This is a genomic window from Flavobacterium sp. 21.1 (genome assembly GCF_057801535.1).
The window spans coordinates 147,414-170,345 of the sequence record NZ_JBYNXA010000002.1; the positions used below are offsets into that span (position 1 = coordinate 147,414).

A 22,932-nucleotide genomic window follows, 5' to 3' on the forward strand; every position below is an offset into this window, starting at 1 on the left:
CTTTTGATTTTTTTTGGGTATTTGCTAACATTTAAATAAAAATATCCAACTCATTTTTTAGTGTTTATTTGTGATTGATTAGAGGCAGTACGGAGGTTTTTTAATCTTATTTGACGTAACATTACAACAAATTCTTGACTTGTTTTTGTTGACAACTTATTTTGGGTATTCTTCTTGTACGCTTTATATTCGCTCTTTAAAACGTCCGTTTTTTAGCTTAGATACTAGTTGTAAGCTACATTACGAAATGAAAAAACAAATATGATAAAAAGAATATTTATTGTTTCAGGTTTTGCATTAGTCAGCTTAACTCTAAATTCTTGTGGGGGAATGGCTAAGTCTAATGCAAAAACAGAGTTTACAGAAGAATTTAAAGCAATTCCTCCTGCATTTGGCGATACGAACACTGTAATGCTTGTCACCTTAAGATTGCGCTCAAGTTATGATAAATACTTAAAAAAGGCAGCGGAGAAATACAAAGGTGAATATGTTTTCATTAGACCAGGGGAAGAGATTTTACCACAATACAGTGACAAAAGTAAATATCGCTTTGTTTTTGATTATAATAACGGCAGTACTTATACAAAGGTTTATAGCGATGGTTTAAGTTCCTCATCAACTGCAAAAAGATTTTTTGTAAAAGACCGTATTGAAGATAAGGTTTATGAATCAGGATATGAAACTTCATATTTTTATGCAGCACTTCAGGCATATATGGAAAACTTAGAAATTAAACGACTAACAAAACAATAAAGGAATGAAGAATTTATTATTATTAATCGCTGTTTTATTAACGACAGCTGTTTATTCACAAGAACAAGATTTCGACAGAAAAGTTTATGTCTACAAAACCTATCAGGATTATGTAAATGGCAGGGCTGAAGAGAAAGGTCTTTTAGACTCCCACTCCTGGAGTATGTTTTCAGGTACAAAGATTTTTTTGCAATCTAGCAGCGTGGACAAGCCTTTTTTTATGGTAAACGATGTTTGGGGTTTCAAAATTGACAAATTTCTTTTTAGATCAGTAAAAGGAGAATATCCTGCTTGCGTGCTGGGAGAAAAAGGGAAATATTTTTACATGAATGGTGTTCTTCCTTTGGAACGCATAAAATTTGATTCTCCAAATTTGACCATAAGCGGAATGGATGAGGATTTTTTATTCTATTCGGATGATCTTGAAAGTAAAATTTATCCTATTGACAAAATAAGATCAAAAGAAAAAAATAATGATGATTACTCTTCTCTGGTAGAATGCCTTAAAAGAGCTAAAAAGAGAAAAACTGCTCAAGGAGTTCTGAATTCTCAAACAGATTGTTTAACAGACTTACTAAAAGTGTAACAAGGGCTCATGAAGTTCTTCATCAAAAATATAATCCCCAACACAGTTGGGGATTTTTATTTTAGTGTTTGCAAAATCAATATGAACTGGAAGAACTAAAGACCTGTAAATACAGCCCGCTTAGTAATTTACCTGAATTTGAATAAGCTTTTATAAAGTACGCTGAATTTGTTGGAATATGAAATTTTTATTCTTCCTTCTTAAAAGTAATCTGCATCGTACTCCCTTTTCCGATTTCCGAACTTGCTACTTTAATTCGTCCGTCATGATACTCCTCGACGATTCTTTTGGTTAATGAAAGTCCAAGCCCCCAACCACGTCTTTTGGTGGTGAATCCGGGCTCGAAAATGCTCTTAAACTGGTTTTTCGGAATCCCACTGCCGGTATCTGAAATCTTTATTTTGACAAAACGCTCTGTTTCTTCGATCATAACCGCCAGTTTACCTCTTCCCTTCATGGCATCAATGGCATTTTTAACAAGGTTTTCTATGGTCCAACTGTGCAAAACCGGATTTAGTCGGATGTAGATTGGGTGTTGAGGTGCGACAAAAGAAAATTCCACCTGCTTGGAAGTTCGCGACTTAAGATAATCGAAGGATTGTTCGGTTTCCTGAACCAGATCGCGGCGTTCCAGCACCGGTTCGGAACCAATTTTTGAGAATCGGTCGGTGATGGTCTGCAGGCGGTTGACATCCTTTTCGATTTCGGAAACGGTGGTTTCATCCACATTATCTGCTTTCATGATTTCCACCCAACCGATTAACGAAGATAAAGGCGTCCCGATCTGATGTGCGGTTTCTTTTGCCATACCGGCCCAAAGTCGGTTTTGTGTGGCCATTTTACTGGCGCGGTAAAAGTTGAAGATCATTCCGCTGAAAAAGAGCCCGACCAGTACCAAAGCAATGGGATAGTATTTTAATTTTGTGATTAGTGATGAGTTTCCGTAATACAACAAATGCTTTTTTCCGGCATAGTCAATCGTAATCGGTACGTTTTCTGACTTAAGTCGGTTCAGGAACGCTATCGATTTGGCCTTGTCTTTTGTAATGGCTTCATCCACATTAATCATGTCGATAATACTGTCCTTATCTGAAGTTTTTACAATAGGAATGGTTGTATTATTGCTTAAAATAAGCAGCGGTAATTTCAATTCAGTGTTCTCATCGGCATTGTTGACCGTGTTTAAAGCCGAGGCCCAAACCTCCATTTTCAAACGTTCTTCACTTTTGAATGTCTGAAAGAAAGTATAGGTATTCCATAGTATCAGCACCAGAAAATTGAATGAAGCGAGAATGATGATCCAGCGTATTAAATTGCGTCGGTCTGAAGAAAAGTTCATACTTTGTTTGGAATGGCTGAGGTTATCGAATAGCTAAGTTACTAAGATTATCGCTACAGCCCAAGTTTATTTTTTATGATAAAACTTTTCTTACATTTGTTTTAGTTAAATATGAGGGAAGTTTCAGGTCAAAAAAGTATCTTTGTCAAAATTTTTCAGATTATGATTAGTGTTGATCCGAAGGAGCTGGCTCCGACAAAATTACAGGCATACCTGCAGGGTGCCGTTGGTCCTCGACCGATAGCTTTTGCAAGTACGTTGGACGGAAACGGCAATCCGAACCTGTCGCCGTTCAGTTTCTTTAATGTATTCAGTTCCAACCCGCCGATATTGATTTTTTCACCAGCAAGACGAGTGCGTGACAATACAATTAAACACACTTTGATCAATGCCGATGCAACCCGCGAAGTGGTTATTAACGTGGTGAATTATGATATTGTACAGCAGGCGTCACTTTCTAGTACGGAATATGCCGATGGGGTAAACGAATTCGACAAAGCGGGACTGACCATGGTTCCTTCTGATGTGGTAAAACCTTATCGCGTTGGGGAAAGCCCGGTACAGTTTGAATGTAAGGTTAATGAGATTATTTCGTTGGGGAACCAAGGCGGTGCCGGAAACCTGATAGTATGCGAGGTGGTGAAGATCCACATTAGCGAGGCAATTCTGGATGATAACGGAGCGATTGATCAGCACAAAATTGATTTGGTGGCCCGTATGGGAGGCAACTGGTACACGCGTGCAAATGAGGGCTTGTTCGAAGTGGAAAAACCATTGACAACCTTAGGAGTGGGAGTAGATGTGGTGCCGAATTTCGTAAAAGAAAGCCCTGTTTTCGACGGTAATGATTTAGGAAAATTAGGAAACGTCGAAGCGGTACCAACCGAAGAAGAAATTGCTATATTTGTAAAAGAGGATTTCGGGATCAAAGCCGTTCTGAGTTCAGACGATGAAGGCAAGAAGTTCCAGATGGCCAAAGAATATTTAGATAAAAACGAAGTGCTGACCGCATGGAAAGTGCTTTTAGCAAAACAATAATTTATACAGAAGATGGAAGTTACAGGTAAAGTAAAAGTGATCAATGGAGTGCAACAGGTGAGTGCTTCATTCAAAAAAAGAGAATTAGTTGTTACTACGGATGAGCAATATCCGCAAATGATCATGATTGAGTTCACTCAGGACAAATGCGATTTGTTGGACAGCTACCGAGTAGGAGAAGCCGTAAAAGTTTCCATTAATTTAAGAGGAAGAGAATGGATCAATCCGCAGGGAGAAGCAAAATATTTCAACTCAATCCAAGGATGGAGAATCGAAAGATTACAGGCAGAAGCTCCTGCTGGTGCGCCTCAAATGCCACCAATGCCGGCTGCCGAAGCTTTCGAACCGGTATCTAATTTCAAAGAAGAAGAGCACGACGATTTGCCTTTCTAGAAATTAGAAGGCCGAATTAAGAAATCAGAAGTCAGAAATTTGAATAATTTTAAATTTCTGACTTTTTTTATGAGCGAAAAGCCTGGGCATTTTCAGCATTCCTTGTTCCCGCTGTCCGTTTCAATCTGTCATTGCGAGCTTGCGCGGCAATCTCCCAATGCCAGGATTTACACTCCCATCGGGGCTATTAGAAAAAACCAATTTAATTTTTGTAAACCCATTACCAGTGCAGCAGCAAATCCATTTATTAGGCAAGGAACTTTGGTTTCCGCCGGTTTCGGAAACGCATCCTTCCGGAATTATTGCTGTGGGTGGTGATCTGTCGGTGGAGCGTCTTTTGTTGGCTTACCGAAGCGGCATATTTCCTTGGTTCGAAGATGGTGAACCCATTACTTGGTGGTCGCCCGAAGATCGTATGGTGTTGTTTCCGGATGATTTCAAACCTTCCAAAAGCATGCGGAACATCCTCAACCGCAATCTTTTTAAAGTTACATTTAATCAGGATTTCAGGTCTGTGATTTCCAATTGCCAAACCGTAAAACGGGAAGGCCAAAATGGAACCTGGATTACGGACGATATGATTGAAGCCTATTGCAAACTACACGAACTCGGCTATGCCAAATCCGTTGAGGTTTGGCAAAGTGACCAACTCGTAGGTGGTCTGTACGGTATTGATATGGGGCATGTATTCTGTGGCGAAAGCATGTTTTCAAAAGTGTCTAACGCCAGTAAAGTGGCTTTTGTTTCGCTGGTGAATCGTCTTAAAGAAAATAATTATCTTTTACTGGATTGTCAGGTGTACAATGAGCATTTAGACAGTTTGGGTTGCGGTGAAATTGATCGGGATGATTTTATGCAGATTTTGCAATACAAACCAAAATAGATTTTGTTAAGACTTCATTTTCGGAAGTGTTCTGATGTACAGTTCTTCTACTTTTTTTCGGGCCCAATCGGTTTTTCGCAGGAAGGTCAGACTCGATTTTACCGACGGATTATCCCTAAAGCATTTGATATTGATCAATTCGCCCAAGGTATCAAAACCATAGAAATTTACCAATTCTTCCACTATGGTTTTTAAGGTTATGCCGTGTAATGGATCGTTGCTCATTTTTTTCGATTGAATTGTAAAACTACAACATTACAAAGAATCGCTGGTAACAGATGCAGTTAAAATTTCAGTTTGGTGAAGTTCCAATGTAAAGTGTTGAACAGTATTAATTCATTTTCCAATGTTGGCAGATCCATGATCAGTTTTAGGGTTTCATGCGCCATCATGGTTCCTATAATTCCGGGTAACGATCCCATTACGCCGTTTATGCTGCAATTAGGCACATCTTCTGGATTGGGAGGTTGGGGAAACAAATCTCGAAGATTTTTAGATCCTTTGTTGTTGAAAATGGCGACTTGTCCTTCAAATTTCAGGATGCTGCCGTAAACTAAAGGTTTCTGCAGTTTTACACAGGTATCATTTACCAGGTAGCGCGTCGAGAAGTTATCGCAACCGTCTACAATTACATCATAACTGCTAAGGATCTGTTCTGTATTTGCCGATGTAAGTTTTTCTTCAAAGGCCTGTACTTCTATGTTTGGATTCAAAGTTTTCAAAACACTTTTTGCCGTAATAGCTTTTGAACTATCGATAGTGTCTTCAGTATACAAAATCTGACGGTGCAGGTTATGCAGTTCCACCTTGTCAAAATCAACAAGACCTAAAGTACCGATTCCTGAAGTTGCCAGATATTGCAAGATAGGGCAGCCTAAACCACCTGCGCCAATAACCAATACTTTGGCGTTTTTGAGTTTTAACTGGCCGGCTTCGCCTACTTCAGGAAGCAGCATGGGTTTGCCGTAGCGTAAGTAATCGTTTATCGTAATCATGTTAAATCATATAACTTTTATCCCAGTCTTTCCAAACGGGTTCGTACCCTTTGCTTGTTATTATTGAAGCTATTTCCTTTGCGGAACGTTCGTCACTGGTTTCAAACTGTTCCAATGATTCGACATCCACCGCATACCCGCCCGGGTTGGTTTTTGATCCGGCACTCATCGATGTCACACCAATTGGAATTACATTGTTTCTGAATTTCTCGTTTTCACGTGTCGAAATGGAAATCTCCAAATCTTCGTTCCATAGTCGGTACGCACAAATCAATTGCAGTAAATCGCTGTCCTCCATAATGAAATTTGGCTCGATAATCCCTTCCGCAGGACGCAATCTCGGAAACGAAACGGAGTACTTACTCTGCCAATAGGTTTTCTCCAGGTAATCGAGGTGTAAGGCATTGAAAAAACTATCAGTTCGCCAATCCTCCAAACCTAACAAAACGCCCAATCCTATTTTATGAATGCCGACTTTCCCGATGCGATCCGGAGTTTCCAAACGGAAATCAAAATTGGATTTTTTGCCTTTCGGATGGTATTCTTTGTACACTTCCCGATGATAGGTTTCCTGATACACCAACACGGTATGAATTCCTGCCTTGTGAAGCTGAAGGTATTCTTCTTCAGATAAGGGCTGTACTTCCACCGATATCGAAGAAAAATGCTTCTTGATTTGATCCACAGCGTTCAGAAAATAGTTGATATTCACCGTGTAATTTGCTTCTCCGGTAACCAATAACACATGATCGAATCCTGCTTTTTTCAGTTCGGCTACTTCAAGTTCAATCTCGCTGTTCGTAAGGGTTTTTCGCTTTATTTTATTGTCTAGACTGAAACCGCAATAGGTGCAGATGTTCTGGCACTCGTTACTCAGATACATGGGCGCATACATCTGAATGGTTTTTCCGAAACGCTTTTGGGTAAGGTGATGGCTTTGCTGTGCCATTTCTTCCAAAAAAGGTTTCGCTGCCGGGGAAATCAGAACCAGAAAGTCGTTCAGGTTTCTTTTGGTTTTGGCCAAGGTGTTTCGGACTTCCGTTTCCGTAGTCTGGTATATTTTATTTTGAATGGTTTCCCAGTTGTAATTCTCAAAAACCGATTTAAACGTGGTCATAGTTTTTTGTTTTTTCACGCAGTCTGCATTTTACAATTTATTTACAACTCGCTTGATGTCATTGAATATATCAACCGAATTAAAATTTACTAGCAAACCGAGTTTTTTGTCGCTTAATTTTAAATAGGTTGCAAGTTGTTTGTAGTGAATAGGTGCTAAATCTTCTACGGATTTTAGTTCAATAATGACTTTATTTTCAATAAGTAAATCTATTCTAAAAGCAACGTCCAATTTTATATTGTCATAAAAAACAGGAATCTCTACCTGTCTCTGCACCTTCATATTTGTTTTTGTTAATTCATGATATAATGCGCTTTCGTAAACCGATTCAAATAGTCCGGGGCCTAGTGTTCTGTGAACTTTTGAAATCGCTCCTCTTACGGCGTATGATATTTCGTTTTCTGTCATGGCTTTGATGATTATAAGTTGGAATAATTATGTAATAATTTGTTAGACTATTTTTCACGCAGACTTAGCAGACTTTCGCGGACATTTTTAATGTTACAAGATTCAATTTTTTCTGCGGAAGTCAGCGAAGTCAGCGTGATTTCGATTTAAAAACTTTATTGTATAAGATTATTCGTACAAAAAAGCCGTCAATGGACTAGAGGCCACAGCCTTATTCACCGATTGTGCCAATTGTGCCTCATATGCTTTTCTTCCGGCAATGACCACTTCTTTAAATGCTTCAGCCATTATTTTTGGATTTCCAGCCACGGCAATGGCGGTATTGACCAAAACGGCATCGGCACCCATTTCCATAGCTCTTGCAGCATGGGAAGGTGCACCAATTCCTGCATCCACAATCACCGGTACTTTGCTCTGTTCGATGATGATTTCCAGAAAATCTTCCGTTTTCAGCCCTTTATTACTTCCGATTGGCGAACCCAAAGGCATCACCGCCGAAGTTCCGGCGTCTTCCAGTCGTTTGCACAAAACGGGATCGGCATGGATGTAAGGTAAAATGATAAAACCGAGTTTGGCCAGTTCTTCTGTCGCTTTCAGGGTTTCAATCGGGTCGGGTAGCAGGTATTTCGGATCCGGATGAATTTCGAGTTTCAGCCAGTTCGTTTCCAACGCTTCCCTTGCCAGTTGTGCAGCGAAAATAGCTTCTTTTGCATTGCGTGCTCCTGAAGTATTAGGCAACAGATTGATGTGCGGATGGTTGATATGGCTCAAGATAGCGTCGGTTTCGGTTTCCAGATCGACGCGTTTTAAGGCAACAGTGACCAATTCACTTCCAGACGCTAAAATTGCTTCTTCCATCTGTTGGTTGGAACCGAATTTTCCCGTTCCTAAAAACAAGCGGGAAGTAAAGGTTTTGTCGGCTATATTAAATGGTGACATATAGTTTTTCGTTGAGTTGTGTTATTAACTGCGGTTTTTTGGTAATCAGACCTGAAACAGCGACGCCATGTATGCCGGAATCTAAAAGCGAATCGATGTCTTCCGTCTGAATTCCGCCTATGGCATAAATCGGAATTTCAAGGTTTTTGGATTTCATTTGATTAGTAATAGTCTGATAACCTTCTAATCCTAAAATAGGACTTAGATTGTTTTTGGTAGTAGTAAAACGGAATGGCCCTAACCCGATGTAATCACATTTTTCTTCAGCACGCTGTAAAATATGAGCAAAAGTATTGGCTGTTCCTCCTATTATTTTGTGATTGCCTAATAAATTTCGGGCTTCGTCGATGTTCATGTCGTTCAATCCAAGATGCACTCCGTCGGCATTGACCTGTAAGGCCAAATCCACTTTGTCGTTAATGATAAAAGTCGCCAGATATTCTTCGCAAAGTATTTTTACGGCTTCCGCTAATTTGAAAAGTTGTCGCTGATCTCCTTCTTTGAACCTTAGCTGAATCCAGTCACAACCGTTGTCCAGTGCCTGATGGATGTTAAAAAGCTGTTCTTCAATCGTATTTCCCTGCGAGATATAATGTAATTTGCTAAACATGGTGGTATCCTAATAAAGTTGCGTTTGAGGAAAGGTATTTTTCGGTATAGGTCTTGGCTTTCATCGAAGACAGGATAAAATCATGTCCTAAAGCAATATTGGCGGTAATGGCGGATGATAAAACACAGCCGGTACCATGTTTTTCAGAATTAATCAGACGGGAACTGACCAGCTTAGCACGTTCATTATCCACATACAGATAATCAATGCCCTTTTGTTTAGGATGATGTCCGCCTTTTAGTAAAACGGAGCAGTGAGCAGAAAGATTTTCAGCAATTTCATCGGCCGATTTCTTTGAATCGGACAATTTAAGGATTTCGTTGTAATTCGGCGTAATGAGATCGATCTGTTCTAGGGTTTTACGCAATAGCCATTGGTTTTCTATGCTGATAAACTCAAATTCCGTAGTCGATTTTAAAACGGTATCCCAAATTATTTTTGTTTGCGGCGAGCGTTTTTTAATTAGTGTGACGATTTCTTTCAGATACTCAATGGAAGGAACAATTCCGATCTTGACTGCTTTTATTTCATACGTTTTAAATAGTCTTTTTATGGAGTCCAATACGAATTCCAGATCCGTCCATCGGATGGCATGAAATTGATTTTCCGTCTGAATTGTGTTCCCGGTTGTTATGGCCAAACCATAAACCTGGTGCTGTTCGAATGTTTTGATGTCCGATAAGATACCGGCGCCGCCCGAAGGATCATGTCCGGCGATCGTCAAAACGAAAGGGCGTGTTGCTGACATATTCTAAAATTTTTTAAGGGGTTTCTGTTTGACCAGATACTTCCCAATAATGCGACATCTTCAAAACCATTTTCCAGTGTTTTTTGAATGTTCTCCGCCGAAAGACCTCCCAAGGCCACCAGTTTTGTTGAAAAATTGGTACGTTGTTTCAGACTTTCCATCAGATTCGTATCCGTGTGGTAACCGGGTTTTGAAATACTCGGATACACCGGACTTAAAAACGCATAATTGAAAGTATCCTCAAGTGTATTAAAGGAACCCATAGAGTGGACCGAAGTTGATTTTATCCATTTTCGGTCTGAAAAAAGCAGGGCAGCTGTGCGGTTGGATTCGGGGAAATGCAATCGGGTTATGCCATATTCTTCCGCTATTTGATAATGACTGTGCAAAACCAGTCGTTCTTTAAATTCTAATCCGATTTCCGACAGAAACGTCTTCATCTCCGCCTCTGAAAAATCAGGTTTGCGGACATGCAGCAGCTTCAAGCCTTCCGCAAAAAGCGAATGGATAAGGCTGATTTCATTTGCAACGGGAATCGGATTGGTAATTAGGATCATTTTTTGAAAATTTGGAGAATAGAAAATAGAGAATAGAACATAGAGTGTGTAATGTCTATTTTCTGTATTCTATATTCTTTTCTCTTTCTTCTTTTTATAAATAAATTTCTTTGCCGCTTTCAACGAACTCCTCGGACTTGGCTCTCATGCCTTTTTCGGCTTCGGCCACGTCTCGGATTTCCTGAGAGATTTTCATGGAGCAGAATTTAGGACCGCACATCGAGCAGAAATGCGCCACTTTTGCGCCGTCAGCCGGTAGTGTTTCGTCGTGGAATTCTCTTGCCGTGTCCGGATCCAACGCCAAATTAAACTGGTCTTCCCAACGGAATTCGAAACGGGCTTTGCTAAGTGCATTGTCGCGGTATTGCGCTCCTGGATGTCCTTTGGCTAAATCGGCGGCGTGTGCTGAAATTTTATAGGTGATTACCCCGTCTTTTACGTCTTTTTTGTTTGGTAAACCTAAGTGTTCTTTCGGAGTAACGTAGCATAACATCGCGCAGCCATACCAGCCGATCATTGCAGCGCCGATAGCGGATGTGATGTGGTCGTAACCCGGAGCTATGTCTGTGGTTAATGGACCTAATGTGTAAAATGGCGCTTCGAAACAATGTTCCAGTTGTTTGTCCATATTCTCTTTGATCATGTGCATCGGTACGTGACCCGGACCTTCGATGAAAACCTGAACATCATGTTTCCAGGCGATTTTAGTTAGTTCGCCTAGAGTTTCCAGTTCGGCAAATTGTGCTGCGTCATTAGCGTCTGCAATGGAACCAGGGCGTAAACCATCTCCCAAAGAGAAAGCCACATCGTATTGTTTCATGATCTCGCAGATCTCTTCGAAGTGCGTGTACAGGAAATTTTCTTTATGATGGAAGAGACACCATTTTGCCATGATCGATCCTCCTCGCGAAACGATTCCGGTTACACGATTTGCCGTTAGGTGGATGTAGCGCAGTAAAACTCCGGCATGGATTGTGAAATAGGAAACCCCTTGTTCTGCCTGTTCAATCAAAGTGTCGCGGAAAATTTCCCAGGTAAGATCTTCAGCGATACCTTTTACTTTTTCCAAAGCCTGATAGATTGGCACGGTTCCAATTGGCACCGGTGAATTTCGGATGATCCATTCGCGGGTTTCGTGGATGTTTTTTCCGGTGGATAAGTCCATGATGGTGTCGGCGCCCCAACGGCAGGCCCAAACCGCTTTTTCCACTTCTTCTTCGATGGAGGAAGTTACAGCACTGTTTCCGATGTTGGCATTGATCTTTACCAGGAAATTTCGTCCCACGATCATGGGTTCGCTTTCCGGGTGGTTGATGTTGTTCGGAATGATGGCGCGACCGGCTGCCACTTCACTTCGAACAAATTCAGGCGTGATTTTGTTTTTTGGTGTGTTGGCTCCAAAGCTGTGGCCGGCATGTTGGCATTGCATCGCTTTTTGTGCGGTTTCTAATTGCTCAATGCGTTGGTTTTCACGAATGGCGATGTATTCCATCTCCGGAGTGATGATGCCTTGTTTGGCGTAATACAATTGCGTTACGTTTTGACCGGCTTTGGCACGTTTTGGTTTGTGTTGGTATTCGAAACGAAGATGGTCCAGATTTGGATTGTTCAGGCGTTCTTTTCCGTAATCGGAAGAGATTTCGCTTAATTCTTCCACGTCATTTCGGTCCAGAATCCATTGTTCGCGAAGACGTGGCAAACCTTTTCGGACGTCGATTTCCATATTCGGATCGGTGTAAGCTCCGGATGTGTCGTAAACGGTTACGGGAGGGTTTTTTTCGATGCCTCCATTGGATAATCTGGTGTCGGATAATTGTATTTCGCGCATGGCGACTTTAATCGGGTATATTTCGCCGTCGATATATACTTTCGTAGAATTGGGAAAGGGTTGGCGGGATATTTTTTCTTCGTGATTCATATTTAGTTTAGATTTTTTTGGTTCTCGCAGATTTCGCAGATTCTGCAGATTTATGTCTATTGTCTCTATTCTATTTTCTCTGTTCTGTTTTCTTTTTTCTGAAATCTGCCTTCTTGTTTTCGAAGGTTGCGTTCTGCTGTCTGAATTCTGCCTTCTGCCGACTGATCCTGCCAGGGATAGGAGTGGAAAGCCCGTAAAGGCAAAAACTGTTAAAAACAAGTACTGAAAGGGGCGACCAGCGGAAGCCACTTGCAGGGCTATGTTTTTTTAGCTTTTGACTGCGGACTTGTAACGGACAGCCCGCCCGTGCAGCCAGATTAGCCTCCCTGTGTGGCAATAATGATTAAGATATCGTCGGTCTCGTTGAGAAGCGTGGTTTGCCAGTCGGTTTTGGGAATGACGGTGTTGTTCACGGCAAGCGCGATTCCGTTTTGTTTGTTTGGAAATTCGATGTCAAGCAAAGCTTGTGCGGAAAGACTTTCTGCTTCGAATTTTTTTTGTTGGTTGTTGATTTTTAGATCCATTCCTGTTGTTTTTTGGACTTTAGGAATGGCTGCAATGGGTACTTGGATGGTACTCTGAAGTCATCTTACTTTTCCCTACGCTAGTATTAACCAGATCAGGTTCAGAGGGTAAAATCTCAGCCTGCGTGTTGCAGACACCCCTAAAGTGAGACAAATGTATATTTTTATTTTGAACGTTGACTGTTAAATTGTGGAATTTTTTTCATTCTGGAGATTTCAGAAGGCAGAATTCAGATTGCAGAACGCAGATACATCCAGATTTTTTTCATTGCTGAAGTTAGCCATCTGCCATCTGCATTCTGATCACTGTCTATTGTTTTCTCGTCCAACAGTCTTCGACGTGATCGTTCACCATTCCGGTGGCCTGCATGTGGGCGTAAACTACAGTGGAACCAACGAATTTGAAACCGCGTTTTTTTAAGTCTTTGCTTAATTTATCTGAGATTTCGGTGGTAGCCGGGACGTCTTTTAAACTTTTACGGTTGTTATCGATTGGTTTTCCGTCCACAAAACCCCATATGTAGTTTGAAAACGAACCGAATTCCTTTTGTACTTCGATAAAAGCGATGGCGTTGGTTACTGCTGCTTTGATTTTTAAGCCGTTTCGGATGATGCCGGCGTCTTGTTTTAAATCTTCGATTTTGTCCTCGGAATACTTGGCAACTTTTTTGTAATCAAAATTGTCAAAAGCGCTGCGGAAGTTTTCTCTTTTAGCCAAGACCGTGTACCAACTCAATCCTGCCTGAAAGGTTTCAAGGGTTAAGAATTCGAAGATTTTCTGGTCTTCGTAAACGGGAACACCCCATTCGGTATCGTGATAGTTGCGGTATAAATCGTCTTTTTCGCACCAGGCGCAGCGGGTTTTATTGCTCATGTTTTTCTTTCGCTAAATAGTTTTCAATGAGGGAATGTCCGAGATATATCAGTGGGGTAAGTATAATGGCGATGGATAATTTTACAATGTAGCCGGTTAGGGCGGAGGAAACATAAGTTTCTGTGGAGATCTTTCCGGTCATCCAAAAGGCGATTCCTAGTACGATGAACGTATCGAATAATTGTGAAATTACTGTTGAGCCTGTACTGCGCAGCCAGATCATGCGTTTTCCGGTCTTGTTTTTAAAAAAATGGAAGATGGTCACGTCGATTAACTGTGACACAAGAAACGCGGTGATACTGCCGACGATAATCCACATGCTTTGCCCGAAAATGCCTTTGAACTGGTCGTCGGTAACTAATCCTTCTCCTTTTACGGCCGGGATCATCAGTCCGATGAAAAGGATAACGAAGGTATAGGCGATTAGGATTGCGGTTAACAGCGATAGTTTTTTTACGCCGCTTTGGCCGAAGTATTCGTTGATCAAGTCGGTCGTGATGAATACGATAGGCCAGGGCAGGATACCGAGACTCATTACGTAAGGGCCAACATAAATTAATTTGCTTCCGATAAGTTCGGCAACTACGGCGTTAGTGATGAAAATGCCGGCGAGGACTACGTAGACAATGTCTTTTTTGTTCTGAAACATACAAGTGAGTATAGCTTCAAAAGTACAGTATTTACTGAAATAAAAAAACCCCAATCTTTCGACTGAGGTTTTGTATTTGAGTTTATGGATTTATTATCCTAAAGCTACACGTTTGAAACCAGCAACAGTTAAACCACCGTCAACAGTTTTAACATAAGCAGCAACGCTCATAGAACCGTCTTTGATGTAGTCTTGGTTAACCAAAGTGTTGTCTTTGTAGAAACGTTGGATTTTACCTTTAGCGATATTGTCTAACATAGCTTCTGGTTTTCCTTCAGCACGCAATTGCTCTTTTGCAATTTCCACTTCTTTCTCGATGATAGAAGCGTCAACACCAGCCTCGTCTAAAGCGATCGGGTTCATTGCAGCAGCTTGCATAGCTACGTTTTTAGCAGCTTCGTCAGCACCTGCAACATTTGCAGATAAAGCAACTAAAGTAGCGATTTTTCCAGAGTGAACATAAGAGCCAACGAAAGCTCCTTCTAAACGCTCGAAAGAACCAACCTCGATTTTCTCACCGATAACTCCTGTTTGCTCGATTAATTTATCAGCTACAGTCATTCCGCTGAAATCAGATGCTAAGAAAGAATCTTTGTCAGCATAGTTTAACGCTTGGTTAGCTAAATCAGTAGCTAATTTCACGAAACCTTCATTTTTACCTACGAAGTCAGTCTCACAGTTCAAAGTCATAACAACACCAGCAGTGTTGTCAGCATTTACCACAGCGATAGCAGCACCTTCTGTAGATTCTCTGTCAGAACGGTTAGCGGCTACTTTTTGACCTTTTTTACGTAAGTTCTCGATTGCTAAATCGAAATCTCCATCAGCTTCCACTAATGCTTTTTTACAATCCATCATACCAGCTCCGGTGATGGTTCTCAATTTATTTACGTCTGCAGCAGTTATTGTTGCCATAGTTTTCTAAAAATTTAATTTGTGTTAAAAGTAAAAATTCCAAATTTCAAATTCCGAATTCCAATGTTTTCAAATCATAAACGAAACGTTATAGATTTTGATTGGAGCTTGGAATCTAAAATTTGGAATTAAAAGTTTATTTATTCTTCAGTTGAAGTTGTTGCTTCTGCTTGAGCAGCTGCTACTTCTCCAGCTGGTTGCTCTTCTTTGTCAGATTTTCTGTCAGAAAGTCCTTCAATGATAGCACCAGATACTAAAGATAAAATTTTGTCGATTGATTTTGAAGCATCATCGTTTGCCGGGATAACGAAATCAACCTGACGTGGGTCAGAGTTGGTGTCAACCATAGCGAAAACTGGAATGTTTAATTTTTGAGCTTCTTTAACAGCGATGTGTTCTGCTTTGATATCTACAACGAATAATGCTGCAGGAAGTCTTGTCATGTCTGCAATAGAACCTAAGTTCTTTTCCAATTTAGCACGTAGACGATCTACTTGTAAACGTTCTTTTTTAGATAAAGTCATGAAAGTACCGTCTTTCTTCATTTTATCGATAGAAGCCATTTTCTTAACAGCTTTACGGATAGTAACGAAGTTAGTTAACATACCACCTGGCCATCTTTCAGTGATGAAAGGCATGTTTGCAGCAGTTGCTTTTTCTGCAACGATATCTTTAGCTTGTTTTTTGGTAGCTACGAAAAGTACTTTTCTACCAGATGCAGCGATTTTTTTCAAAGCTTCGTTAGCTTCTTCGATTTTAGCTGCAGTTTTATATAGATTGATAATGTGAATACCATTACGCTCCATATAGATGTAAGGAGCCATGTTTGGATCCCATTTTCTAGTCATGTGTCCGAAGTGAACACCTGCTTCTAGTAATTCTTTAACTTCTACTTTGTTTGCCATTTTGTAATAGTTTACGTTCTGTTGAATTAGCAATGGTTCAGTAGCGATTGTCTCGGTCTTAACCATTTAGATGCTAAACTAATTCCCACCTCAATGGGAGAGCAACAAAAACTTAGTGTTTTTAAATAATAATAAATATTAACGTTTAGAGAACTGGAATCTCTTACGAGCTTTCTTCTGACCGAATTTCTTACGCTCAACCATACGAGGGTCACGAGTAAGTAAACCTTCTGGTTTCAAGATTGCTCTGTTTTCAGCTTCTACTTCACACATAGCTCTTGCGATAGCCATACGAACAGCCTCAGCTTGTCCTGTAGTACCACCACCGTATACATTAACTTTTACGTCAAAGTTAGATGCGTTCTCAGTCATAGAAAGAGGTTGCATTACTTTGTACTGTAATGTAGCTGTTGGGAAGTAAGTTGCGAAATCTTTTTTGTTTACGGTAATGTTTCCTGTACCTTCAGTAACATAAACACGTGCCACGGCACATTTTCTTCTACCGATTTTGTGAATAACTCCCATTACTTAAGATCGTTTAAGTTTACAGTTTTTGGTTTTTGAGCTTCATGTTTGTGCTCAGAACCAACATTTACATTTAAATTGCGGAATAACTCAGCACCTAATTTGTTTTTAGGAAGCATTCCTTTTACAGCTTTTTCTACTAATACAGCAGGATTTTTCTTTTGCTGTACTCTTGCAGTTAAAGTTCTTTGACCACCTGGGTAACCTGTATGACGCATGTAAATTTTGTCATCCAATTTGTTACCTGTAAGGTTGATTTTCTCTGCGTTGATAACGATTACGTTGTCTCCACAGTCCACATGCGGTGTATAACTTGGCTTGTATTTACCTCTTAAAAGCATCGCAACTTTTGAAGCAAAACGACCTAAGTTATGACCTTCAGCATCCACAACGATCCACTCTTTCTGAGCGCCCGCTTTGTTTACTGATACTGTCTTGTAGCTTAAATTGTCCACGTTTTTTTTATTTTAATTAAACATTCCATCCCCAATAAAGGGAGTGCAAAAGTACAACTATTTATTTATTATACAAATTCAAGACGTATAATTTTACAACTTGATTGTCAGGCCAGTAGTTGATTGTTAGGTTTATAAGTGAAAATTGTTATTCTTTAGTGAATAGAATTTCCATACCTCCCTGTTTTAAAAGCATCGTTTTTTGTCCAAATGTGATGTTTACGCCACCCGGATCAAAAACAAATTCAGTCTGGCTTATCGCATTTAAAGGGAAAGCGCCTTGTCCCGTGGCCTGAGCAATGATTTGGCCTTTCTCTGCTTTGATGTTGATTTTCATCGGAATCTCTTTGGAACTATAAGTACCTTCGTAGGATTTCAGGATTTTTTCATTGACTTTCACGGTTTTCAGATTCGGAAACGCATACGGCATTTTGTAGTAAATACTCAGGATGCCGATCATAATGTCATTTCTGTTGTAATTATCCCCGTTCACAATTAAGGAAATGCCGAGTTTTTCCGCCGGATAATAGCCTACTACCGATTTAAAACCTTCAATCCCTCCGTTATGTCCAAAGAATTTGCGTTCGCCAAATGGAAAAGTAACCAATCCGATGCCATAGCTTTCTTTTAATTGGGTCATTTCATCTACGGATGTCGGTTTTAATAGTTTGCCGCTAAAAATGCCGCGCAGTAACATGGTTAAATCATTTGCCGTGGAAGTAATGGATCCCGCCGAGAAAGGCAAGGACATGTCCCATTCCGGGACGGCTTCCCAACGGTCATTTTTATAATTATAGGATACTACTTCGTTCCGTTTCGGATCGGCGTGGTCTACGATATAAGTGTTTTTCAGTTTTAATTTGTCGACAATTCGGGTTTTCAGGTTGTTCTTATAGGGTGTTTTGGTGATGTCTTCGATAATACAGCCTAATAGATAGTAATTGGAATTGCTGTATTCGGCTTTGGAATTCGGAGTGAAAAGTGGTTTGTAGGCTGCAATTTTACTCAGCATCTCCTTTTTGCTGATTGGCGTCATCATGTTGGTGGTGCTGTCGGCATTGGCATAATCTACAATTCCGGAGCGGTGGCGCAACAAATCATTAATGGTAATTTTATCGGCGTTTGGAATTTGCGGATAGAACTTCGAAAGTGTTTGGTCTAACTTTAGTCTTTTTTCCTCCACTAACTGCATGATCATTACCGCAGTGAACGTTTTGGTAATAGAACCTATTTTGTATTTCGTATTCTTGTTGAGCTGCTCTTCTTTTTTTGCCGTGGGCAATCCGTAGGCTTTTTCAAAAACCACATCGTCGCCTTCTCGGATACTGATCTGTCCCAGAAACCGGTTGTTGTTGTTCAGGTAACTTAGTAAGCTGTCTATTTTTCTGAAGCGTGCATTTTCCTGTGCGGTCAGACAAAAGGAGCTGGTTACAAATAAAGCTAAAAGTATTTTTTTCATTTTGATTTTTTATTGATTGAAAGCAAACAATTATTCTTGGTTTTTGATTTTTCGGAATTCCAGATACGAATATACAACCGGGATAAGAGTTATAACGCCAGTGATGCCCAAAAAAGTATACATCTGAATTTCAGCAGGTAATACAAATGTGAGAGCCATCAGTAAGCCGCCGGCGAACCACAGTTTTCCGCCAAGAAGATGGGTTTTTTTCCAGATTTCTTCATTTTCCAATGTCCATGGTGTTCGTATGCCTATAAAATAATTGGGTTTTAGGGTTTTGAAATAATTTCCTAAAAATGCAAACAGTAAACCGATAATCGCAAATACGAACGAAGGATCGCTTTTTTCGTTTTGAACACTGTATAAAATAAAGATGGCGAGGGCCGACATGAATACCGTAAGTATCATTCGGAAGTTATTCAGTTTGTTGCCCATGTTTTGCAGCTTCTGCTTCGGGTCAATCTTAGGAATTACCAGAAAAAGGATATAAGTAAGTCCGCTTATGAGTAAAAGCATAGTTGCCAGTTCCTGCTTGTTGCCATATCGGTCAATTTCGCCTGATATGTTCCAGTGCATTGGGACTTGAGCCGGTAATTTTTTCCACAAGTAAGCTAAATAAGCAAAGGGTAATAAAGCAATGGTGATATAAGGGATTTCTTTTTTGAGTGTTTCCATGACTATTTTTTTAAACTGATAATCCAATTAATGATGTCGTCAACAATAGTGGTGTTTAGTGAATATACTATGAACTGGCCTTTTTTTTCGCTGGTAACCAGGTCAGAACGTTTTAGGATGTCCAAATGATGCGAGATGCTGGGTTTTGAAATGTGAAATTCTTCCGCTATCTCACCGGCTGTCATGTCGCGTTTTCGGAGCAATTCGAGAATGCTGCGCCGCGTTTCATCGTTTAAGGCTTTGAAAATCGTGTTCATTAGAATTAAATATTTAGACAAATATCTAAATAATATTTTAGATAAAAGAAAAACTCCTGTGAAAAACAGGAGTTTAGGTATTTTTTAATTTGAGGTAGATGGAAAAAATGACATTTATAATGAAAAACAATATACTTAGTGGTAGCGCTAAAAGTAAGAGATAGTCATCATTGTTGAAAAAACAAACACCAATTAAAAGAACAGATAATATTGTGAAAATGGTATTTGTTTTTACTTTTAAAATAAGCAATGACAGATAGACTATTATAAATATTATACTTAGTGGTATTAAAAAACTACTGAAATCCCAGGCCCATCCTACTGTTTTGTTAATACCGATAGGTCCGATAAAAATCTGTGAAATAATCACCGCTGAAAAAAACAAAACCGCTGTAAGTACTATGAATTTTAATAAAAACTTAAAATATCTCATTGATCTTTTTGCTTACGGAACTGTGAATACTGCCTGCTGATTAATGCGCTTCCAGCCAGTCTCTTCCGGTTCCCATATCCACGTCCAACGGAACGGCAAGTTTAAAAGCGTTTTCCATTTCGTGTTTGATCATCGGTTTTATTTTTTCCAATTCCGAATTGTGTACATCAAACACAAGCTCATCATGTACCTGTAACAACATTTTTGATTTCCAGTTTTCCGAAGTCAGTTTTTTATGAATGTTGATCATCGCAATTTTAATGATATCGGCCGCACTTCCCTGAATTGGAGCGTTCACGGCATTTCGTTCGGCAGCACCTCTTACTACTGCGTTAGCGGAATTAATATCTTTCAGATAACGTCTTCTGCCTGAAACGGTTTGCACATAGCCGTGATTACGGGCAAAGTCAATTTGTTCCTGAATGTATTCACGCAATCTCGGATAAGTTTTGTAATAAGCATCGATTAAAGCGGCACTTTCGCTTCGGGATAAATTAGTCTGATTGCTCAATCCAAAAGCAGAAACCCCGTAGATGATTCCGAAGTTTACGGTTTTGGCATGGCTACGCTGCTCCTTAGTTACTTCTTCCAAAGCAACACCGAAAACTTTTGCTGCGGTACTTCTGTGGATATCTTCACCATGCTGGAACGCTTTGATCATGTTTTCTTCACCGCTCATTGCGGCAATAACACGTAATTCAATCTGCGAGTAATCCGCAGATAGTAAAGTGAAGTTTTCGTCTTTGGCGATAAATGCTTTACGGATCAATCGGCCTCTTTCGGTACGGATCGGGATGTTCTGCAGGTTCGGATTGTTCGAGCTCAAACGCCCCGTCGCGGCTACTGTCTGCATATAGTCTGTGTGAACGCGGTTCGTTCCTTTGTCTACCTGCTCCGGTAAAGAGATGATGTAGGTGCTTTGCAGTTTTACCATCTGACGCCAGTCGAGAATTTGTCGGACGATTTCATGTTCGTTTGCCAAATAGCTCAATACTTCCTCGCCGGTTGCATACTGACCGGTTTTGGTTTTCTTCTGTTTGACACCGCCGATCTTCATTTTTTCAAAAAGCACTTCGCCCAATTGTTTCGGGGAAGCCAGGTTGAATTTCTCGCCCGCCGTTTCATAGATCTGTTGTTCCAGTGCTTTAATTTCGGCATCCATATCGGTTGCCATTGCTTTCAGGTAATCCACATCCAAACGGATTCCTTCCCGTTCCATGGCGGCCAAAACTTCGATAAGCGGAATTTCAATTTCCTCAAACAGTTTTTTGGTGCCGGTATTGTCCAGTTTTCCGTCAAAGACTTCTTTTAACTGTAAGGTGATATCGGCATCTTCGGCAGCATATTCCTTGATATCTTCCAAAGCCACGTCGCGCATCGATTTCTGGTTTTTACCTTTTTTACCGATCAGCGTTTCGATAGATTTTGGTGAATATTTCAGATAGGTTTCTGCTAGCACGTCCATATTATGACGCATGTCCGGATTGATCAGATAATGCGCGATCATAGTGTCGAACAGTTTTCCTTTAACGGAAACACCATAATTGGCTAATATTTTAAGGTCGTATTTTATATTCTGACCAATTTTTACAATTTCTTCGTTGTCGAAAAACGGCACTATTTTTTCCAATAAAGCTTTCGCTTCGTCCCGGTCTTCCGGAAACGGAATGTAAAACGCTTTTCCTTTTTCCCAAGAGAACGACATTCCGACCAATTCGGCGTTCAACGCATCAATTCCGGTGGTTTCGGTGTCAAAACAAACCGATTTCTGTTGCATTAAATTTTGCATGAACAATTGAAGCCCTAAATTCCCCTGTACGACTTCGTAATGGTGATTGGTATTCTCAAGTGTATTGTAATAGCTGTGATGTCCTTCCGGTGCTTCGCTGTCGCCACTGTCAAAAAGCGAAAACTGATCTTCGTTTTTAGTTGCTTTTTTTGCTGTTTTTGTCGTGTTTTCTCCGTTTGAACCGTTAATTTCATCGTATTCTTTTCCGGTGCCGAAAAGTTTGTCAAACTGGGATCGCATCTGACGGAATTCCAGTTCGATGAAAAGCGCATCGGTTTTTTCTACATCGGGTTTGGTTAGCTCGTAATCGGTTTCGTTGAAGGTTACCGGACAATCCAGTAAAATGGTAGCCAGTTTTTTAGACAGGATTCCCTGTTCTTTATTGGCTTCTATTTTTTCTTTTAAAGCGCCTTTCAGTTTGTCGGTGTTGTCCAATAGGTTTTCCATGGAACCGAATTCGGCCAATAATTTTTTGGCTGTTTTTTCACCGACACCTGGTAATCCAGGGATATTGTCGACCGCATCACCCATCATTCCTAAAAAATCAATCACTTGCAGCGGATGTTCTATTTCAAATTTTGCCTTTACTTCCTCAACACCCCAAATCTCAATGTCGTTCCCCAAACGGGCAGGTCGGTACATGAAAATGTTTTCGGAAACCAACTGACCGAAATCTTTATCCGGCGTTACCATGAAAACCTGATAGCCTTCTTTTTCGGCTTGTTTGGAAATGGTTCCGATTAAGTCATCGGCTTCGTATCCATATTGTTCTATGATTGGAATGTGCATTGCGCGCAGAAATTCCTGAATATACGGAACAGCAATTTTTATGGCTTCCGGAGTCGCGTCACGATTGGCTTTGTATGCCGGGAACATCTCATTTCTAACCGCGCTTCCTCCATTGTCAAAGGCTACGGCCAAATGATCCGGTTTCTCACGTTTGATAACATCAATCAGCGAATTCATGAATCCCAATACGGCCGAAGTGTCGAGCCCTTTGGAATTGATGCGCGGATTTTTGATAAAGGCATAATATCCGCGGAAGATCAGGGCGTACGCATCTAAGAGAAAAAGACGTTTTTGTTGTGACATGATTTTAAAATTTTTAGCAGGTAAAAATAAGCAAAGTGGAAAGATTAATCTAAAACTAAAGTTCCAAATCTGAACAAGCGTTAAAATTAATGTAAA

Annotated in this window: 26 protein-coding genes and 1 riboswitch; of the genes, 5 read left to right on the forward strand and 21 right to left on the reverse strand. The window is 40.3% G+C overall.

Features of this window, described 5'->3' with window-relative positions; all coding sequences use genetic code 11:
- Window positions 1–261: 261 nt before the first annotated feature.
- Entirely contained in the window at window positions 262–753 is a 492-nt protein-coding gene (locus tag AC3E9U_RS04025) for a hypothetical protein (protein WP_488745631.1), read from the forward strand.
- Between the two features lie 4 nt (window positions 754–757).
- Entirely contained in the window at window positions 758–1,339 is a 582-nt protein-coding gene (locus tag AC3E9U_RS04030; protein ID WP_488745632.1) for a hypothetical protein, read from the forward strand.
- Between the two features lie 187 nt (window positions 1,340–1,526).
- On the opposite strand, the gene AC3E9U_RS04035 is transcribed toward AC3E9U_RS04030, so the two are convergent.
- A complete protein-coding gene (locus AC3E9U_RS04035) occupies window positions 1,527–2,678 on the reverse strand; it encodes a sensor histidine kinase (RefSeq protein ID WP_488745633.1) in 1,152 nt (383 codons plus the stop codon).
- A gap of 162 nt (window positions 2,679–2,840) precedes the next feature.
- Here AC3E9U_RS04035 and AC3E9U_RS04040 point away from each other — a divergent pair, with 162 nt between their 5' ends.
- From AC3E9U_RS04040 to aat, 3 genes are all read left to right on the forward strand, one after another.
- Window positions 2,841–3,716 carry a flavin reductase family protein gene (locus AC3E9U_RS04040; RefSeq protein WP_488745634.1) on the forward strand — a complete coding sequence of 292 codons (876 nt, stop codon included), beginning with the start codon at window positions 2,841–2,843 and terminating at the stop codon, window positions 3,714–3,716.
- Window positions 3,717–3,728: 12 nt separating this feature from the next.
- The gene (locus AC3E9U_RS04045) at window positions 3,729–4,109 is read left to right on the forward strand and encodes a DUF3127 domain-containing protein (protein ID WP_488745635.1); all 381 of its coding nucleotides are present in this window, start codon (window positions 3,729–3,731) and stop codon (window positions 4,107–4,109) included.
- Between the two features lie 238 nt (window positions 4,110–4,347).
- The gene (gene aat, locus AC3E9U_RS04050) at window positions 4,348–4,992 is read left to right on the forward strand and encodes a leucyl/phenylalanyl-tRNA--protein transferase (RefSeq protein WP_488746131.1); all 645 of its coding nucleotides are present in this window, start codon (window positions 4,348–4,350) and stop codon (window positions 4,990–4,992) included.
- 6 nt (window positions 4,993–4,998) lie between these two features.
- On the opposite strand, the gene AC3E9U_RS04055 is transcribed toward aat, so the two are convergent.
- From AC3E9U_RS04055 to polA, 20 genes are all read right to left on the reverse strand, one after another.
- Window positions 4,999–5,217, reverse strand: a complete 219-nt coding sequence (locus AC3E9U_RS04055) for a VF530 family protein (protein WP_488745636.1) — start codon at window positions 5,215–5,217, stop codon at window positions 4,999–5,001.
- Between the two features lie 59 nt (window positions 5,218–5,276).
- Window positions 5,277–5,987 (reverse strand): HesA/MoeB/ThiF family protein, encoded by a 711-nt coding sequence (locus AC3E9U_RS04060; protein WP_488745637.1) that lies wholly within the window; start codon window positions 5,985–5,987, stop codon window positions 5,277–5,279.
- A gap of 1 nt (window position 5,988) precedes the next feature.
- Complete coding sequence (gene thiH / locus AC3E9U_RS04065; protein WP_488745638.1) at window positions 5,989–7,104, reverse strand: 2-iminoacetate synthase ThiH; 1,116 nt, start codon at window positions 7,102–7,104, stop codon at window positions 5,989–5,991.
- 30 nt (window positions 7,105–7,134) lie between these two features.
- Window positions 7,135–7,512, reverse strand: a complete 378-nt coding sequence (locus AC3E9U_RS04070) for a GxxExxY protein (RefSeq protein WP_488745639.1) — start codon at window positions 7,510–7,512, stop codon at window positions 7,135–7,137.
- 168 nt (window positions 7,513–7,680) lie between these two features.
- Entirely contained in the window at window positions 7,681–8,451 is a 771-nt protein-coding gene (locus AC3E9U_RS04075) for a thiazole synthase (protein WP_488745640.1), read from the reverse strand.
- Window positions 8,438–9,061, reverse strand: coding sequence for a thiamine phosphate synthase (locus tag AC3E9U_RS04080; RefSeq protein ID WP_488745641.1), 624 nt, complete (start codon window positions 9,059–9,061; stop codon window positions 8,438–8,440). The genes AC3E9U_RS04075 and AC3E9U_RS04080 overlap by 14 nt, the downstream gene beginning before the upstream one ends.
- Entirely contained in the window at window positions 9,054–9,809 is a 756-nt protein-coding gene (locus AC3E9U_RS04085; protein ID WP_488745642.1) for a hydroxymethylpyrimidine/phosphomethylpyrimidine kinase, read from the reverse strand. The genes AC3E9U_RS04080 and AC3E9U_RS04085 overlap by 8 nt, the downstream gene beginning before the upstream one ends.
- Window positions 9,782–10,366, reverse strand: a complete 585-nt coding sequence (locus tag AC3E9U_RS04090; RefSeq protein WP_488745643.1) for a thiamine phosphate synthase — start codon at window positions 10,364–10,366, stop codon at window positions 9,782–9,784. The genes AC3E9U_RS04085 and AC3E9U_RS04090 overlap by 28 nt, the downstream gene beginning before the upstream one ends.
- Before the next feature lie 94 nt (window positions 10,367–10,460).
- Window positions 10,461–12,284: a phosphomethylpyrimidine synthase ThiC gene (thiC, locus tag AC3E9U_RS04095; RefSeq protein WP_488745644.1), complete on the reverse strand. Its 1,824-nt coding sequence runs from the start codon at window positions 12,282–12,284 to the stop codon at window positions 10,461–10,463.
- Window positions 12,285–12,601: 317 nt separating this feature from the next.
- Window positions 12,602–12,808: a sulfur carrier protein ThiS gene (gene thiS / locus AC3E9U_RS04100; protein WP_488745645.1), complete on the reverse strand. Its 207-nt coding sequence runs from the start codon at window positions 12,806–12,808 to the stop codon at window positions 12,602–12,604.
- Window positions 12,809–12,863: 55 nt separating this feature from the next.
- A riboswitch (TPP riboswitch) is annotated at window positions 12,864–12,960 on the reverse strand.
- Window positions 12,961–13,118: 158 nt separating this feature from the next.
- Window positions 13,119–13,682, reverse strand: coding sequence for a DNA-3-methyladenine glycosylase I (locus AC3E9U_RS04105; RefSeq protein WP_488745646.1), 564 nt, complete (start codon window positions 13,680–13,682; stop codon window positions 13,119–13,121).
- A complete protein-coding gene (locus tag AC3E9U_RS04110) occupies window positions 13,672–14,331 on the reverse strand; it encodes a queuosine precursor transporter (RefSeq protein ID WP_488745647.1) in 660 nt (219 codons plus the stop codon). Before AC3E9U_RS04110 ends, AC3E9U_RS04105 begins: the two co-directional genes overlap by 11 nt.
- Window positions 14,332–14,424: 93 nt before the next feature.
- The gene (gene tsf, locus AC3E9U_RS04115; RefSeq protein WP_488745648.1) at window positions 14,425–15,246 is read right to left on the reverse strand and encodes a translation elongation factor Ts; all 822 of its coding nucleotides are present in this window, start codon (window positions 15,244–15,246) and stop codon (window positions 14,425–14,427) included.
- A 140-nt stretch (window positions 15,247–15,386) separates the two neighbouring features.
- Complete coding sequence (gene rpsB, locus AC3E9U_RS04120; protein WP_488745649.1) at window positions 15,387–16,151, reverse strand: 30S ribosomal protein S2; 765 nt, start codon at window positions 16,149–16,151, stop codon at window positions 15,387–15,389.
- A gap of 138 nt (window positions 16,152–16,289) precedes the next feature.
- The gene (rpsI, locus tag AC3E9U_RS04125; RefSeq protein WP_488745650.1) at window positions 16,290–16,676 is read right to left on the reverse strand and encodes a 30S ribosomal protein S9; all 387 of its coding nucleotides are present in this window, start codon (window positions 16,674–16,676) and stop codon (window positions 16,290–16,292) included.
- A complete protein-coding gene (gene rplM / locus AC3E9U_RS04130; RefSeq protein WP_325202266.1) occupies window positions 16,676–17,131 on the reverse strand; it encodes a 50S ribosomal protein L13 in 456 nt (151 codons plus the stop codon). Before rplM ends, rpsI begins: the two co-directional genes overlap by 1 nt.
- Window positions 17,132–17,279: 148 nt before the next feature.
- The gene (locus tag AC3E9U_RS04135; protein ID WP_488745651.1) at window positions 17,280–18,590 is read right to left on the reverse strand and encodes a serine hydrolase domain-containing protein; all 1,311 of its coding nucleotides are present in this window, start codon (window positions 18,588–18,590) and stop codon (window positions 17,280–17,282) included.
- Window positions 18,591–18,620: 30 nt separating this feature from the next.
- Complete coding sequence (locus AC3E9U_RS04140) at window positions 18,621–19,265, reverse strand: SdpI family protein (RefSeq protein ID WP_488745652.1); 645 nt, start codon at window positions 19,263–19,265, stop codon at window positions 18,621–18,623.
- 2 nt (window positions 19,266–19,267) lie between these two features.
- Window positions 19,268–19,522: an autorepressor SdpR family transcription factor gene (locus AC3E9U_RS04145; RefSeq protein WP_488745653.1), complete on the reverse strand. Its 255-nt coding sequence runs from the start codon at window positions 19,520–19,522 to the stop codon at window positions 19,268–19,270.
- 473 nt (window positions 19,523–19,995) lie between these two features.
- Window positions 19,996–22,836, reverse strand: coding sequence for a DNA polymerase I (gene polA / locus AC3E9U_RS04150; RefSeq protein ID WP_488745654.1), 2,841 nt, complete (start codon window positions 22,834–22,836; stop codon window positions 19,996–19,998).
- Window positions 22,837–22,932: the final 96 nt, after the last annotated feature.

Coding starts and splice junctions, on each gene's coding strand:
- AC3E9U_RS04025 (WP_488745631.1), top strand. CDS start 262: ATGATAAAAAGAATATTTATTGTTTCAGGTTTTGCATTAGTCAGCTTA.
- AC3E9U_RS04030 (WP_488745632.1), top strand. CDS start 758: ATGAAGAATTTATTATTATTAATCGCTGTTTTATTAACGACAGCTGTT.
- AC3E9U_RS04035 (WP_488745633.1), bottom strand. CDS start 2,678: ATGAACTTTTCTTCAGACCGACGCAATTTAATACGCTGGATCATCATT.
- AC3E9U_RS04040 (WP_488745634.1), top strand. CDS start 2,841: ATGATTAGTGTTGATCCGAAGGAGCTGGCTCCGACAAAATTACAGGCA.
- AC3E9U_RS04045 (WP_488745635.1), top strand. CDS start 3,729: ATGGAAGTTACAGGTAAAGTAAAAGTGATCAATGGAGTGCAACAGGTG.
- AC3E9U_RS04055 (WP_488745636.1), bottom strand. CDS start 5,217: ATGAGCAACGATCCATTACACGGCATAACCTTAAAAACCATAGTGGAA.
- AC3E9U_RS04060 (WP_488745637.1), bottom strand. CDS start 5,987: ATGATTACGATAAACGATTACTTACGCTACGGCAAACCCATGCTGCTT.
- thiH (WP_488745638.1), bottom strand. CDS start 7,104: ATGACCACGTTTAAATCGGTTTTTGAGAATTACAACTGGGAAACCATT.
- AC3E9U_RS04070 (WP_488745639.1), bottom strand. CDS start 7,512: ATGACAGAAAACGAAATATCATACGCCGTAAGAGGAGCGATTTCAAAA.
- AC3E9U_RS04075 (WP_488745640.1), bottom strand. CDS start 8,451: ATGTCACCATTTAATATAGCCGACAAAACCTTTACTTCCCGCTTGTTT.
- AC3E9U_RS04080 (WP_488745641.1), bottom strand. CDS start 9,061: ATGTTTAGCAAATTACATTATATCTCGCAGGGAAATACGATTGAAGAA.
- AC3E9U_RS04085 (WP_488745642.1), bottom strand. CDS start 9,809: ATGTCAGCAACACGCCCTTTCGTTTTGACGATCGCCGGACATGATCCT.
- AC3E9U_RS04090 (WP_488745643.1), bottom strand. CDS start 10,366: ATGATCCTAATTACCAATCCGATTCCCGTTGCAAATGAAATCAGCCTT.
- thiC (WP_488745644.1), bottom strand. CDS start 12,284: ATGAATCACGAAGAAAAAATATCCCGCCAACCCTTTCCCAATTCTACG.
- thiS (WP_488745645.1), bottom strand. CDS start 12,808: ATGGATCTAAAAATCAACAACCAACAAAAAAAATTCGAAGCAGAAAGT.
- AC3E9U_RS04105 (WP_488745646.1), bottom strand. CDS start 13,682: ATGAGCAATAAAACCCGCTGCGCCTGGTGCGAAAAAGACGATTTATAC.
- AC3E9U_RS04110 (WP_488745647.1), bottom strand. CDS start 14,331: ATGTTTCAGAACAAAAAAGACATTGTCTACGTAGTCCTCGCCGGCATT.
- tsf (WP_488745648.1), bottom strand. CDS start 15,246: ATGGCAACAATAACTGCTGCAGACGTAAATAAATTGAGAACCATCACC.
- rpsB (WP_488745649.1), bottom strand. CDS start 16,151: ATGGCAAACAAAGTAGAAGTTAAAGAATTACTAGAAGCAGGTGTTCAC.
- rpsI (WP_488745650.1), bottom strand. CDS start 16,676: ATGGGAGTTATTCACAAAATCGGTAGAAGAAAATGTGCCGTGGCACGT.
- AC3E9U_RS04135 (WP_488745651.1), bottom strand. CDS start 18,590: ATGAAAAAAATACTTTTAGCTTTATTTGTAACCAGCTCCTTTTGTCTG.
- AC3E9U_RS04140 (WP_488745652.1), bottom strand. CDS start 19,265: ATGGAAACACTCAAAAAAGAAATCCCTTATATCACCATTGCTTTATTA.
- AC3E9U_RS04145 (WP_488745653.1), bottom strand. CDS start 19,522: ATGAACACGATTTTCAAAGCCTTAAACGATGAAACGCGGCGCAGCATT.
- polA (WP_488745654.1), bottom strand. CDS start 22,836: ATGTCACAACAAAAACGTCTTTTTCTCTTAGATGCGTACGCCCTGATC.